We start from the raw sequence: 14,558 nt of genomic DNA on the forward strand, positions 1-14,558 counted from the left end.
CCTTCTTCCCTTACGCTTTTTTAATCAAGAATGTAAGCACTTCTGATCCTTCTTGCACATCTAACAATTCATGTCCTCCTGAACGAGACCATGCAGTTAAATCTGCTTTGGCACCTTTATCCGTGACTACTACTTCTAGGATTTCACCTGACTCGATATCGTTCATCGCTTTACGTGTTTTTACAATTGGCATCGGACAAGCAAGTCCCTTTGCGTCTAGTGTTTTTGCTATACTCATGTATAAACTCCCCTCTTTAGCGGACAGCACAGCGGTTTGGTCCAATTTCCATCTCACGCTGTACTTCTAGATCCGGTGTGATTTTCCCCATGTTCATATGGCGAATATCTTGGTATGCATTTGGTTGTGGTGGTAAATTCTTTGTTACTAACTCACGAAACTCTTGCTCATCTTGAATGTTGAGTCCATGGTTGTCACGGAACAAATCACCTAAACGTTTTGCCACACTGCCGTCTTCATTCAGTTCTTCCATAATCATGAAATGGGCAGGTGCAACGAGTAAGTCATCCGTTAACTTTTGATAGCGAGCATAAAGTGATTCTCTTAAATCGCCTACCCAATCCTCTGCTAAACCAGCAAGGTCTGGACGGCCAATCGAATCGATAAAGAGGATATCTCCCGTCAACAGGTAACTTGCATCAATCACAAATGACGTCGACCCAATCGTATGTCCTGGTGAATAAAGAGCTTCTACTTCTACGGATCCTACTTTTACAGTAAGACCATCTATTAGATGTTCGAACCCAAAAACCACTTCTTCTGCATCTGCAGGTGGCAAGTAATATGTTGCTCCTGTTTGTTCTGCAATTTGGCGTCCTCCCGAGATATGATCCGCGTGAAGGTGAGAATCGAAAACGTGTTTGATTTCGAGTCCCTTTTCTTTTGCAAAGTTTAAGAATACGTCTGTCATACGCGTAGCATCCACTACTAAGGCTTCGCCGTTTGATAGGATCATATACGATAAGCAGCCTTTTCCTAAACGGACAAATTGATAAATCTCTCCACCTGAAGGTAAGTCTCCAAGTTTCACAGGTTCTAAATGTTCACTCCATGCTTTCATTCCACCTTCTAAATACGCGACGTCAACGCCTTCTTCTGATAGCATTTCGGCAACCATGATTGAAGAGCCTTCTTTTGCACAGACAACTAAGATATCACGGTCTGTTGGTAGGTCTTTTACTACCTCTTCCACTCCATCTAATAAATCAAAGTAAGGTACATTCAAGTACTGAATGTTGCCTCCTTCGATTTTCCAATCTGCGAACGCATCGCCGTTCCGTACATCTAGAATGAAAAGAGGTTGATTTTCTATAATTTTACGGGCAACTTGTTTTGCCGGCATTGCATGTACTGTCATTTACAAACTACCCCCAAGGTATATTTTTAATCAAAAAAATTTAGAACGTTAGTGTAACGTCAGCATCTTGTGCAAAGTCTAGGAAAGTTACAGCTCCACCGACTTCAATTCCATCTACGAAATGTTCTTTTTCTAGTCCCATTACGTCCATTGTCATTTGACATCCAATAAATTCAACACCAAGATCTTGTGCCATTTCAATCAATTCTGGAATGCTTGGAACATTCGCTTTTGCAAATCCTTCTGCAAAATGTTCTTTACCAGCTGGCATTTCAAGTTGTTGATTCCCTTGTTTATGAATTAAGTTCAATCCTTCGAACGTGAAGAAAATTTGGACTTCATGATCGGTAGCTGCTGCTGCAGTTGCAATGTTGAATACCTTGTATGCGTCGAATAGTCCACCGTTTGCTGCGATAATTGCTGTTTTTCTAGTCATTAAAAATCTCTCCTCTTTTATAGTGATGTTGTTTTTCCTTTATAGTCCCGCATTCCCGGAACAATATTGTATAAGTTTTCATATCCAGCTTTTGCGAGGATATTTCCTGCAATCGCACTTCGTCTTCCAGAATGGCAGATCAAATAGATGGTCTCATTTTTGGGAAGTTCTTGTGCACGTGTTTCAACGTCACCTAGCGGAATATGAAGAGCACCTGGAATATGTGCGTCTTTGAATTCTTGTTCTTCTCGAACGTCTAGTATTGTTAGTGAAGAATCGTTAAGTAGTTCTTCAAAAGATAAAAGTGAGATTTCCGGAATCTCAATCGTTTCCTCCACTTCACCTAGGCCATCTTTTTTTAAGTAGTGGCGTAATGTTTCTCCTTCAGTATCTGTACCGAGATACAGGTGTCCAGAACTTTTTGCCCAAGCTTGCAAATCAGCAGTAGAGCCTTTATCTGTTGCTTGTATTTCTAGCACTTCGCCTGTTTGAAGGTCTTTCATTGCTTTGCGTGTTTTGACTATTGGCATTGGACAAGCCAGTCCTTTTGCGTCCAACACGAAATCTGTGTGAATCATAACGAGCCTCCCTTATACCTTAATGGGTATATTTTAATTGAAATAAAAAAGAATTTTATATACCCCACTAGGTATATTAAAGTGTATGCGACAAAATGTCAACCTATGCATTTTACTAAAAAAAGCTGCCCTTTTGAAAGGACAGCTAGGAGTATTACTTCTCTTCTTTATTAAACCAAAGTTCGTCTTGATCATCGACATCGCCATTGTAATTGATGAGAATCTCTTCTCCTTCAGCAATATCCGTATACGCATAAAAATCAAACGTTTGGTTGTCAAAATTGATTTCATACGTCGCATTTGGTGTATACGAATGATTAAACAGCATCCCGTATCCAAGCAAGATCGCAGAACGGCCAATCCCATATTCAAATGCATAGTCTGCAAGATGCGTTTTTTCAATATACTGATGTTCTTCATTCGGATAGGCTAAGACCGGGGCTTGATGGAACAATGTACCCTTTGTGATCGTTTGTTTTGCAAACACGCCTCTGTTCATTTCACCTTCGCCTAATGGAGACCATTTAATTTCAATCATACAAGTACCTGCTTTTCCTAGATTTGTCTTCCCTACTGTACCACGTTCGTTCAATTGAGTCTAAATCTTAAAAAATCGGGTATAGAAAAGTACTTTGTTTTTGAGGAGCGAATGCCAATGATGAAATTAGTACGAGACAAATGTCCAGAACTGAAGACGGAAAAGCCTGAAAGGTTAAGAGGAACAGCTTATCGAGTTGCTTTGAAACAACGCCTTCTTGCTACTGCAGAAAATTACCAAAAAGCTGAGACAGACCGGAAGGCTGTTCAAGAACTTGTTGATTTAGTTGAGCTTGTTCACGCACTACTTCCCGCTCATAATATGACATTTGAAGAACTTGAAATGGTACGCAGACGTAAAAAAACAGAACAAGGTGCTTTTGATCAAGGACAAGCTATACCTAACACAAGCCTCGATTCCTAACTTTGGAAACGGGGCTTTCTCGTTGTCACAGTTCCTTCAAATCCTAGTCCATTTCTAAGCCCTGAGAAGCGTATAGACAGCGAAGAATCCGTATAATAAGGAGTAAGAGGTGAAGCCAATGAAAACGCTCCAAGCGTGGGCCTTTCAATATCGAACGGTACTATTCATTCTATTTCTTCTTACAGGCGTTTTAGCCGCAGCTATTATTGTACAAAGCTATGCTATCGTGCAAGTAGTCGATGGTGTATTTGTACAGGACGTCTCTTTTGAAGAAATTAGTTTTTTTCTTGTCATTCTAGTTGGAGCATTGCTCACTCGTTCAGTAGTAAACTACAGCAATGCTCGTTTAGGCCTACACTTATCATTAACTGTCCGAAAATCGATACGTAACGACTTATTATCGAAATGGACAAAACAACCAGTATCTGAAAAAGGACGCAATCAAACTGGAGAAAAATTAACGACATTAATTGATTACGTGGATCAGCTTGATCCTTACTTCAGAGAATATGTTCCGCAAGTGATTAAAACAACGATTGTTCCTTTGGCAATTTTAATTAGTGTATTTATAGTGAATCCTAACAGCGGATGGATCATGTTGATCACCGCTCCATTTATACCGATTTCGTATATTTTAGTTGGTTTAAAGACACAACAAAAATCCGACCGCCAATTGGCAGAGCTCTCATTCTTTTCTGGGAAGTTTTTAGACATCTTGCAAGGACTTCAAACCTTAAAGCTTTTCGGACGCGGCAAAGAACAGGCTACTGTTCTAAAAGAAACCAATGCGGGCTTTCAAAAAACGACGTTGTCGATTCTGAAAATCGCTTTTGCTTCCTCGTTCTTTATTGAACTGATCATCACATTGGGAATTGGATTGCTAGCTCTAGAGATCGGCTTCCAGATGCTCGTGTTTGAAACGCTCGCATTTGCTCCAGCATTTTTTGTATTAGCAATTGCGCCTGAGTACTACAACTCCTTGAAAGAGCTTGGGGCCGCATTCCATACAGGTCGTGGGAGTTTAGCGGCTGCCGAAAAATTAAAAGAAGAATTGGATGCTAAAGAGAAATCTGTGAAGTGGGGCTCATCACCTCTCCGCTATCCGGTTCGTTTAGATTTAAACAAGGCTACTTACTCATATGGTGGTGAATTTACCTTACAAATTGATGCACTTGAAGCACTACCGAATGAACGGCTCGTTATTATAGGCCCTTCAGGACAAGGGAAAACGACACTCCTTGGCGTTTTAGCCGGACTTTATGATCCACTTACTGGAGCAATAGTGGTAAACGGAAAGGAACGCAATACAGTCGATGAGTCCAGTTGGTGGGATCAGACAACGTATATCTCTCAACATCCTTATCTATTTTCAGGGACAATCCGCGAAAACATTGAGATGGGTACTGTTTCATCCGATGATGAATTGAAGCACGCTATTGAAGCGTCCGGTTTAACAGAACTGATCAGCACCCTTCCACAAGGTTGGTCAACAGCGGTTGGTGAAGGCGGGCGCGGATTATCCGGTGGCGAAAAGCAACGAATTGCTTTAGCCCGCTCCTTTCTCAAGAAGCCCGCTCTCGTCTTTTATGATGAACCGACTATCGGTCTTGATGTGAAAACCGAGCGTATCCTATCACAATCGATGGAGAGCCTTTCTGAAACGGCCACTGTGATAACGGTTGCCCACCGCCTACCAACCATTCGGAAAGCTGATAAAATCGCTGTGCTTGAAGACGGTCGTCTTGTTGCTTTTGGGCCTCCTGAACATGTGATACGCGAAAATGCTTATGCGGCTTCTTTATTAGAAGGAGGCGATGACGTATGAAAGAACTAATTAGCTTACTGGCAGAAGAACGAAAAGATGTAGCGATTGCCATAGCTCTAGGAGCAGTTAGTGGATTAACATCCATTGCGTTGTTTGCTCAAAGTGGTTTTTTGATTTCTCAAGCTGCATTGTCCCCACCGTTTTATACGATTTTAATTTTAACTGCATTTCTTAAGTTGTTTGGAGCGGTGAAATCATCCAGTAAATATTTTGAACGCTTGATTTCGCATCGCGTGACGTTTCAAGCGCTCAGTCGTATTCGCGAGCACTTCTTTGCACAGCTGAGTCCCCTAGTGCCGCAAATTTTCACACGCTATCGCAGTGGTGACTTACTCAGCCGCTTTGTGAGTGATGTCGAGATTATTCAGAATTTCTTCTTGCGCGTGGTCTATCCACCACTTGTCACGGCTGTCGTATTTTTAGCGACCGTGTTTTTCACGTTGTTCTTCTCAATCTGGTTAGCTCTCGTTATGATTCTCGGGTTTCTGCTTGTCGCCCTTGTCATACCGGCACTATTTTCCGAAAGACTAAGAAGAAATGATGTGTTAGTGAGACGGGCGGCTGTTGCTACAGAAGCCGCGGAGTACATTGCCGGATTTCGGGAATTGAAATTGCACAATCAAGTGAAACAAAAAGAACAGGCAGTGCAACAAGCACAAGAGGCGTATATACGCGAACAACGTCAAGTTGGAAACGTGCAATTGTGGAGTCAGACATTAAATGCTTCTGTTGCTTCCTTAACAGCGTTTGGTATATTAGCTGTCGGTGCTTACTTAGTAGCACAAGGTGAATTGAATGGGCTGTTTTTAGCCATGCTGACACTTGTTGCATTGACGTCGTTTGAAACCGCCGTACCGATTGCCGGTGTGCCAGGACATCTTCATGAAAGTCGTCAGGCACTGAACCGACTTCAAGTGGTCGTAGATGAACAACCGCCTCACCACTATGAAAAGTTAAATCAAGCGTCTGCGTATTCACTTCATGTACAAAATGTAAACTATCTTTACCCAGAAGCCGACCGATTCACTTTAAAAAATTTGGATCTGGAATTGATAGCTGGAACACGGACGGCATTAGTAGGGGCTAGTGGTTCTGGTAAATCGACACTTCTTCAATTACTTGCAGGCATGGCATTTCCAACGAGTGGAGACATTCGTGTGAATCACCAGTCTCTCACCGCTCTTGACCCTGAATCCTTATGGAATGTGATGGGTGTTCAGTTACAAACTAGCCATTTCTTCTACGGAACAATTCGAGAAAACTTGGCGATTGCAAACCCGAACGCACAAGACCAAGAACTTCAGGACGCTCTCGAAAAGGCGCAGTTCATAATTGAACTCGATGAACCAGTGTTTGAACGTGGGGAGAACTTATCAGGTGGAGAAAAACAGCGATTAGCACTAGCTCGTCTGTTCCTCACGAAAAAAGCGATTTACCTTTTCGACGAACCCTTTACAAGTCTAGATTACAAAACAGAAGAAAACCTAACAAACGAACTCTGGAAACATAGTGAAGGATCCACAGTTGTATTGGTTAGTCATAAACTTTCTGGACTCGAGCAGATGGATCAAATCGTCGTACTCGATCACGGACGGATTGTGGAGAAAGGCACCTACGATTTGTTAATGAAACAGAAAGGCGTTTTCTATGAGATGAAGCAAATTGAAGACACTATTCTATAAAAAAAGCTGTCCTTCTGTCGAAGGGCAGCTTTTTACTTTCCAAATAATTGTTCAATCAAATCTTCAGGAGGAAGCGGTCGACTGTAATAATAGCCCTGGAAGACATCGCACCCAAGTTCCCGTAACTGATGAACTTGATAAGGTGTCTCTACCCCCTCAGCAACAACTGTCATATCTAAGTGATGGCCTAAAGAAATAATCGTGGCGATGATAGCGCGCCCTTCCTTCGTCGATAGTTTATCTGTAAATGCTTTGTCGATTTTAATATGATCAATCGAAAAGTTCTGTAAGTAGCGAAGCGAACTATAACCAGTCCCAAAGTCGTCCATTGCAATGCGTACTCCTAACGCTTTCAAGTCACGTAGTATTTCCGCTGCAATGTCTTCTTGCATAGCAATTGTCTCTGTGATTTCAAGCATCAGACAGCGGGGTCCCAATCCAGTTCGTTTTAAAATTGCTTTGATTTTTTCTTGAAGATCGGCTTGATAGAATTGACGAAGAGAGAGGTTGACAGCTATAGGAGTTGCCGGAAAACCTTTCTTTTGCCACTCTGCATTTTGGCGACAAGCTTCTTCAATCACCCATTCGCCGATCTGTACGATAGCACCTGTTTCTTCAGCAATCGGAATGAAGACATCTGGGGGAACCATGCCAAGTTCAGGATTGTTCCAGCGAATCAATGCTTCAATTCCATGAATCTTATTTGTATTTGCATGATATTGTGGTTGATAGTATAAAACAAATTCTTTATTTTCGAGTGCTTGATGCAAAAGATTTTCCATGCGTAAATCAGAATGTGCTAATCCTTCAATGTCTGAACTATACAGTTTAAATGTATTTCGTCCGTACTTTTTGGCGTGATACATCGCATGATCTGCTGCCCGAATCAACTCCTGTTGTTCCTTCCCATGTCGTGGGTAGAAGCTTATACCTACACTAGCTGTCAAAATAGTGGAGAATCCATCGATATCATACGATTTCGTCAGCTCGGAGATGACCTCTACAGCCATCAATTTAATGGCAAGTTCGGATTCCATCGGTGTGAGAATAGCAAATTCATCGCCTCCATAGCGAAACACTTGACCACGATCTCCAATGACAGCTTTCAACCTCTCCGAAAAAGAAGTGATCAACCGGTCACCTGCTTCGTGCCCTAAATGGTCATTGATGAATTTAAAGCGATCAAGGTCTACAATCCATTAGGCAAACTCTTGCTCAGTGGATGGGTCTACCTTTTGCTTTAGTTCTTCGTTGAAAAGACGTTGGTTTCCTAAACCCGTCAAGCTATCATAGTATGCCATATAATGCATCATTTCTTGATGTTTTTTGAGCAGTGTGATGTCTTTACCAAAAGTAGCGTTTGCAAATCCTGTTTTGAAAAATGCGTTTCAAATGCGTGCGTCTGATTCGTGTTTTCCATACCTACCCACCTTTTAATTGCCAACTTGAAAGAATTTTCAGTCTCCTAATTATATCAAAGGATAGCTGATTTGTAGCAAATAGAAGATAAATACATAAAAAAAAGGCCTGAAGATGTCAGACCTTAGGTACTAGAGACTAAACGAGAGTAGTTGTTCCATACATAAAGTAAGATGATTTTGTATCCGCTTTGATTGTGTACATGGCTTCATCTGCGAAACGAATCAGTTCTTTCTGATCTTGGGTATGGTCTGGATAGACAGCAATCCCAAGGTCTACTTTAAATTCAATAGTGTATCCATTAATTACACAAGGCTCTTCAAAAACTTGAACGATACGCTCTGCAATTCGAATTGCATCGCTTTCTTTAATCAATTCGGGTAACACAATTGCAAATTCGTCTCCTCCAAGACGTGCGACGGTATCAACTTCCCGGACTGATTGCTCTAAACGGCGTGCTATCTTCACGATAACTTCATCGCCGACTTCATGTCCATAGGTGTCGTTGATTCGTTTAAAATTTCGTCCGTCCAGTAAAATCAGCCCAACACGTTCTCCATGACGACTTGCATGTCGAAGGGCCATGTTTAATCGATCTTCGAATAGGCGGCGGTTCGGAAGACCTGACAAATAATCATGAAAAGCCATTTTAGCAAGCTTCTCACGATATTCCATTCGTTCAGATATGTCACGTGCAGAAGTTACGACTTGGGTCACTTGCCCATCTTTTAAAACGGGAGTCGCAATAATTTCCATCCAAATAAAGTGACCTTGTTGATGACGGTGTTTCACTTCAACTGTAATGGGTTTCGCCAGCAGTGCGACTTCTTCAAATGATTGCACAATTCGATTTTTATCTTCATCAGCTAGAAATTCACTAAAATGATGACCTAAATAATCTGATGGTTGGAATCCCACAATTTCTTCACTGGAAGGAGACACATAATCAATAATTCCTTCAGGACTAATTAATTTAATTACATCTAATGAGTTTTCTGCAATGAGTCGATACCGCTCTTCGTTTTCTCGGAGTTTTTGTTCTAACTGGTACTTCTCAGTGATGTCTTTTACAATCGCTAAAATATACAAACATGTTCGGTCTTCATTTAAGACAGGGTAAAGGGTAGTGTCTCCGATAAATTTGCGGGTAGGATTAACAAGTTCATGAATAAACTTTACGGGTTCTCGTGAAGTAGCTACTTGCATGTACTGGGCATGAAGAAGGTCAGCTTCTTCTTTATTTGAAATGACTTCTTGCAGAGTTTTGTTGATTTTTGATTCATCAAACAACAAAATATCTTTTACAGCTTGGTTAATATATTGGTAGGAAATTCCTCGTGGCTCTACTTTCATTAAAAACACCAAGTCATCGACATAGTCAAATAAGCGTATCATTTTTAATCCTTCAGATAGATACGAATCGAAGAATTGTTGCATACCCATTTCCCCTTTTCCCAAAAAAACAATAATTGGTTTGATTATATACTATATACCCTTTAAAAATCGAATTTTTCGCAAATAAAGTGAGTATTTTGTGACACATTCTATTATATTTATGATTATTACCATAGAAATATGCGCAACAAAGCCCTTCTTCCTTTATTTTGAAGAAGGGCTTCATTTATTCCCATTCATAAAGCTGTTTCAAGTTTGATTGAACCTCTTCAATGGTTTTCGCCTGCATAGGTTTCTTTAACCAACGATCCACAAAGTACAAGGCATCTTCTACAGGAATCGCATATTTGATTTCTCCAAAGTCACCACCAGTTTGCGTGATGATCCCAATAACCTCTCCAGTCGATCGGTCGAATAAAGGTCCACCACTACTTCCTGGGCCGACTTGTCCGTCAAATTGGATGAACTGATTGTAGGATGAAGCGGAATCCATCTCTAAATTGCGTTCTCTTCCTGTAATGTATCCTAATGATGCAGTATGCTCTAAACCGTATGGTGCACTAATTGTTAGGATAGGAGTTCCCACAGGGATTACAGCTTCACGGTCAATAGCTAACCCTATTTCTCCTGTATAATCCGGTACTTTGACCAGTGCAATATCCATATACTCAGAAATTCCAACAATTTCGCCTTCTGAATAATGACCATACGCATTCCAGACCTCTACTTCGGTCCCATCCAATGTAACATGCGCATTCGTAATCACATACCCCTCATCCCCGTAAAGGAAGCCCGAACCCATCCCTGTTTCCGTATAAATCGTAACGACTTGGGGAGAAAGTGATTTGATTAATGCACTATAGTTATCGGATTGACTAGTGGTAGTCCCTGCGACAGCAGGCTTACTGGTAGTACTTTCGGCTTCTGACTGATTAAAGTAGAATCCAGAGAGATTAAGCCCGAGTAATACGCCTATGACAACCAATGACGTTGATTTGAGAAAAGGTCTAAGCTTGCCTTGTCTCGTTGTCTGTTCAATTTCCATTCGGTTTCCTCACATTCATTCTGTATTCATGTTTTGTTGCATTCGATTTAGCCACTCACTAGTTCCATCTCCAAATAACGGTCGGTTCTGCAAATAATTCGCCACTTCCGGATCATGTGGGTTTTCTATGAGTTGCTTCAACAGTAAATTGTCTTGTTGCAGGAGTAGAAGGCGAACCCCTTCTGTCTGGGTACTAGTGATTTCTTCAAGGAGACGAACAGCTTCTTCAAGGTTTCCTTTACCTGCTTCTAGCATAGCTCGCTCTTGTTGAATTTCCTCTTGCGTTCTAGTAATATCCGTTCGTTCAAGGAGATTCAAGAGTTGCTCTGCTTCCTCGAAATTCAGTTCATTCTTAAACAATCTATAACAATGTTCCATAGCTTGGATATACATAGGCAAATACAGTTTCTCTTTTAGCACATCCAGTTGTTCTTGCCAGTCTTCAAAATGGTTCGTTGACGCTTCCATTCGACTTTCCGCGGAAATCGTCAGTTGTTTTTGATAGTCAGCAATGATGACACGCTGGATTTCCTGATTTTCTGACATTCCATAGAGTGCTCGAAAATCTTGCTCCAATTGAGTTGTATCTTCTTCTAACAACCACTTTTGTAGCTGTTCCACGCCACCTTTTCGTGTTAATTCAGTCACAAGCAGTTGACCGTATGTATATAAACTAACACCATTTAGCTCTGTAGTGGCCCGGCTCCCCCGTTTATGAACCTCTTCTAATGGCAGATCTTGATAGGCATCAAATGGTCCAAGTGGAAGCGTTCCTGTCACCATATCAGCAAATCCTTCTTCTAACCAAATGGGAATAAGAAGAGCTTCACCGGTTTCTTCAAGCTGATACTGATGAATGCGATAGTGCGCATACTCATGAATCAAGATTTCCTTCCAGTATGTATTGTTGTCATGGATATGCATGCGTTCTGTGATACTTGTATAGAACCCGCCTAGCATGTCACCATCCCCAAGTAATTGCAGGGTAGAAGCATCCCGGTGGAGCTCAATCTGTGGTTTTTCGTCTGCTTCTAGTTTTGGGAGGTACATATCTAAACGTTCTTCTATAAGTGGCATCATACGTTCAATTTCCGAAATCTTATCTTTGTTTTCAGAAGTAACGTAATAGGTAGCGTAGACGCCTTCAATTTCTTCTAGATTATCTTGCAGGTCTTTGTAGCCTGTCCATTTACCGAACCAGCCGATTTTGGCAGCTGCATCTTCTTCCGGCTCTCCAACTTCAATGGCAAATGCATTCGCGAACGCGAGAACAACAATACTGGCTCCGAGTGTCAGTGATAATGCAAAGAGCCCCGATGCCGCAAGTCTAGACGGGATGAAGAGTTTCGGTAATCCTTTGTTAACGAGCGCGACAATAGAAAGGATAAAAAATGCAAAGGGAATCAGCCACAAACCAATTGCCCAGAGCATTCCGGTGACTGCGTCATGCTGAAAAATGAGCCAACCGCTCGCCGCTAAAAACATGAGACCTATTAGAAGTACTATTATATTTGCTGCTAGTTTCTTCACTTCATCCCTCCTTACGTTTGAGTTATGTTCGGCTTTCTTGAATCATACGTAACCATTCTTCGGTGCCGTCCCAATAAAGCGGTCTTTCTTTAATGATTTGAAGTGCTTCTGGATGAAAGGGATCTTCTAAAAGTAACTTGTATACGTGTAAATTCATTTCTGTAACTTCATCTCGTTCCTCAAGACTTTGTGACTCCAATGATTGTTCTAATTGTGTAATTGCGCTTTCTAAATCTCCTTTACCTGCTAGAAGACGCGCAAGCTTTTGCTGCTTTTCTGTTGTTGTTGCAAATAAATGAATGGACTCCCACTCATTCAGTATTTCTTCTGCTTCTATAAAATTTAATTCATTAAGAGCTTTATTGTATAGCAACTCCAAAAAATAAGGATGCATCTGAAAATAGTTTGTTTCTTTAAAATTCAACAAAGCAGTCTCCCATTCGTTTGTGGTAATTTTATTGAGGTTCAAATGTGCATTCATATAAGTATCTGCACTCTTTTCAAACGCATTTAGTAATGCAACTTGTGTTTCCGTGGTATCATCCACATCATAAATAGTACGGATTTCTCCCTCAATAACTTTACTATCGCTTTCTAGTAACCATTTCTGGAATTGTTTTAATGGCACCGTATGTAGTAATTCAGTCGTGATAACATGACCGTAGGTATAGACGTCTTTACCCTCTCTCAGGTTCTTATACTGTAAATCACTATCACTCGCCTCGCTTAACGAGATTTCCTTGAAATTTTCAACGTCCATAAAATAAAGATCAGCGGATACCATTTGAGCAAACCCTTCTTCTAACCAATGCAGCGTATCGACCATTCCACCCGTTTGTTCAAGTTGGTAGCTATGAACGCGGTAGTGAGCATATTCATGAACAAGCACCTGCATCCAATCTTCAACACCGATGTGCACATGCATTCGTCCAGTTAATTTCGAAAACACACCTGCTGTATGAGGGCCCATTTCCATCACTGATAGCGTAGAGGCGGACTCATGAAGTTCGATCTCTGGCTTTTCATTTGTTTTAACTGCGGGTAAAAAACGATCTAGTTGTGCTTCCATTGCCGGATACAGCTCTTCAATCTCTTCAATTTTATTCTCTGTTGCTTCAGTAACGATATAGATGGCGTGTTCACCTTCTACTTCATATGTATCTTGCTGCATCCCCTTTATCCCTGCAAGTTGCCCATACCAATTGAACTTATCCACTGCTGTAAACTCACGGTCGGTATCAAACAATACAAAGCTGTTCGCAGCAACTAGTACCACAATCAAGAATCCAGCTACACTGGCACTTAGTAAGTTCCCCAAAGCTCCTACTCTTGATTGAATCCCGAATGCAGGAATTTTTCCTATGAATAGAGCGGTAATGGATACGATCCCCAGAAAAAATGGTACCAAAATTAATAAAACGCCTACAAATAGACCCATCCAAGCATCCTGCGAAAAGATAATCCATCCGCTCAGTGCTAAATAAGCGAGTAGACCGACAACAACTAAACTTCCCTTTAGTAATGTTTTCACTGTTCTTCCTCACACCCCTTATTGCTAAGTATATACGATGCAACATGGAAATTGTTTCAATTTTTCCATAAAAAAACACCTTCGCAGGGAAGGTGTGAACTAACGCAATATGTGTAAACAAAAATCTAAATCTGCTTCTAAGTGTTCTTTCATCAACCGCTCGGCTTCATTTGGTTGATGTGATTCAATCGCAGAACAAATCGCGTCATGTTCATCAATCAAAAATGGACGCTTTTGATACACAACTGTTTTTCTAAACAAGTAAATGATAGACTGCATACGCTCAATCGTATCTACCATCACCGGATTGTTGGTTGCTTGCACGATAATGTCGTGAAACCGTGCATTGGCTTCCATCACTTCTTCTGGCGTTCCTTCGCGACCGATTGTCACACATTGGCGCAGCTCTTTTCGAAGCTCTTCATTCAAATAGGTTGCTGCGATGCGTGCTGCGTAGCTTTCCAAAAGAATACGTACTTCAAATAGATTTCGCAGATCCGTATCTGTCGGATTGGTAACACGTTTTTTTTGAATTAATCCTTCTTGTTCGAGCTTTCGAATCGCTTCTCGAACCGGAGTGCGGCTTACACCAATTTCGTCCGCTAGTTTTTCCTCCACGAGTTTCGTTCCTCGCTCTAACTCACCTGTTAAAATCTGATCTCGAATATATGTGTAGGCCTGACTATAAGCCAATGTTGATTTTAAGGTCATACTTTTCGACTCCTCACGTTCCTAAACCTCTTCTTTCCTAAGTATAGAGTGCTTGTCCACCAATTCCCA

Annotated in this window: 15 protein-coding genes; 3 read left to right on the forward strand and 12 right to left on the reverse strand. The window is 41.2% G+C overall.

The window, feature by feature from the left end:
* Positions 1–10: 10 nt before the first annotated feature.
* From AB5N96_RS04065 to AB5N96_RS04085, 5 genes are all read right to left on the reverse strand, one after another.
* Positions 11–238 (reverse strand): sulfurtransferase TusA family protein, encoded by a 228-nt coding sequence (locus AB5N96_RS04065; protein ID WP_499704706.1) that lies wholly within the window; start codon positions 236–238, stop codon positions 11–13.
* Positions 239–254: 16 nt separating this feature from the next.
* Positions 255–1,376 carry an MBL fold metallo-hydrolase gene (locus AB5N96_RS04070; protein ID WP_392455368.1) on the reverse strand — a complete coding sequence of 374 codons (1,122 nt, stop codon included), beginning with the start codon at positions 1,374–1,376 and terminating at the stop codon, positions 255–257.
* A 40-nt stretch (positions 1,377–1,416) separates the two neighbouring features.
* Entirely contained in the window at positions 1,417–1,812 is a 396-nt protein-coding gene (locus tag AB5N96_RS04075) for a DsrE/DsrF/DrsH-like family protein (protein ID WP_499704707.1), read from the reverse strand.
* 17 nt (positions 1,813–1,829) lie between these two features.
* Entirely contained in the window at positions 1,830–2,390 is a 561-nt protein-coding gene (locus tag AB5N96_RS04080; protein WP_392455365.1) for a sulfurtransferase TusA family protein, read from the reverse strand.
* A gap of 154 nt (positions 2,391–2,544) precedes the next feature.
* Positions 2,545–2,928, reverse strand: a complete 384-nt coding sequence (locus AB5N96_RS04085) for an SET domain-containing protein (RefSeq protein WP_204590884.1) — start codon at positions 2,926–2,928, stop codon at positions 2,545–2,547.
* A gap of 117 nt (positions 2,929–3,045) precedes the next feature.
* Between AB5N96_RS04085 and AB5N96_RS04090 the strand changes: the two genes are divergently transcribed.
* The 3 genes from AB5N96_RS04090 (at position 3,046) to cydC (ending at position 6,858) form a co-directional block, all read left to right on the forward strand.
* Positions 3,046–3,351 (forward strand): nucleoside triphosphate pyrophosphohydrolase, encoded by a 306-nt coding sequence (locus AB5N96_RS04090; protein ID WP_392455364.1) that lies wholly within the window; start codon positions 3,046–3,048, stop codon positions 3,349–3,351.
* Positions 3,352–3,469: 118 nt separating this feature from the next.
* Entirely contained in the window at positions 3,470–5,176 is a 1,707-nt protein-coding gene (cydD, locus tag AB5N96_RS04095; protein WP_499704708.1) for a thiol reductant ABC exporter subunit CydD, read from the forward strand.
* Positions 5,173–6,858: a thiol reductant ABC exporter subunit CydC gene (cydC, locus tag AB5N96_RS04100; protein WP_499704709.1), complete on the forward strand. Its 1,686-nt coding sequence runs from the start codon at positions 5,173–5,175 to the stop codon at positions 6,856–6,858. The genes cydD and cydC overlap by 4 nt, the downstream gene beginning before the upstream one ends.
* Positions 6,859–6,890: 32 nt before the next feature.
* Here the strand turns inward: cydC and AB5N96_RS04105 are convergent, their stop codons facing one another.
* The 7 genes from AB5N96_RS04105 to AB5N96_RS04135 all read right to left on the reverse strand — a co-directional run bounded on the left by AB5N96_RS04105 (position 6,891) and on the right by AB5N96_RS04135 (position 14,489).
* Entirely contained in the window at positions 6,891–8,054 is a 1,164-nt protein-coding gene (locus AB5N96_RS04105; protein ID WP_499704807.1) for a putative bifunctional diguanylate cyclase/phosphodiesterase, read from the reverse strand.
* 3 nt (positions 8,055–8,057) lie between these two features.
* Positions 8,058–8,159, reverse strand: a complete 102-nt coding sequence (locus AB5N96_RS04110) for a diguanylate cyclase (protein ID WP_204590900.1) — start codon at positions 8,157–8,159, stop codon at positions 8,058–8,060.
* 256 nt (positions 8,160–8,415) lie between these two features.
* Complete coding sequence (locus tag AB5N96_RS04115; protein ID WP_499704710.1) at positions 8,416–9,714, reverse strand: diguanylate cyclase domain-containing protein; 1,299 nt, start codon at positions 9,712–9,714, stop codon at positions 8,416–8,418.
* A gap of 184 nt (positions 9,715–9,898) precedes the next feature.
* On the reverse strand, positions 9,899–10,717 hold the full coding sequence (locus AB5N96_RS04120; protein ID WP_499704711.1) for a S1C family serine protease: 819 nt from the start codon (positions 10,715–10,717) through the stop codon (positions 9,899–9,901).
* Positions 10,718–10,732: 15 nt separating this feature from the next.
* A complete protein-coding gene (locus tag AB5N96_RS04125; protein WP_499704712.1) occupies positions 10,733–12,247 on the reverse strand; it encodes a hypothetical protein in 1,515 nt (504 codons plus the stop codon).
* A 22-nt stretch (positions 12,248–12,269) separates the two neighbouring features.
* Positions 12,270–13,778 (reverse strand): hypothetical protein, encoded by a 1,509-nt coding sequence (locus AB5N96_RS04130; protein WP_499704713.1) that lies wholly within the window; start codon positions 13,776–13,778, stop codon positions 12,270–12,272.
* Positions 13,779–13,877: 99 nt separating this feature from the next.
* Complete coding sequence (locus AB5N96_RS04135) at positions 13,878–14,489, reverse strand: GntR family transcriptional regulator (protein ID WP_499704714.1); 612 nt, start codon at positions 14,487–14,489, stop codon at positions 13,878–13,880.
* Between the last annotated feature and the right edge of the window lie 69 nt (positions 14,490–14,558).

The sequence above is a fragment of the Chryseomicrobium imtechense genome (assembly GCF_041475995.1).
GTDB classification, from domain to species: domain Bacteria; phylum Bacillota; class Bacilli; order Bacillales_A; family Planococcaceae; genus Chryseomicrobium; species Chryseomicrobium aureum.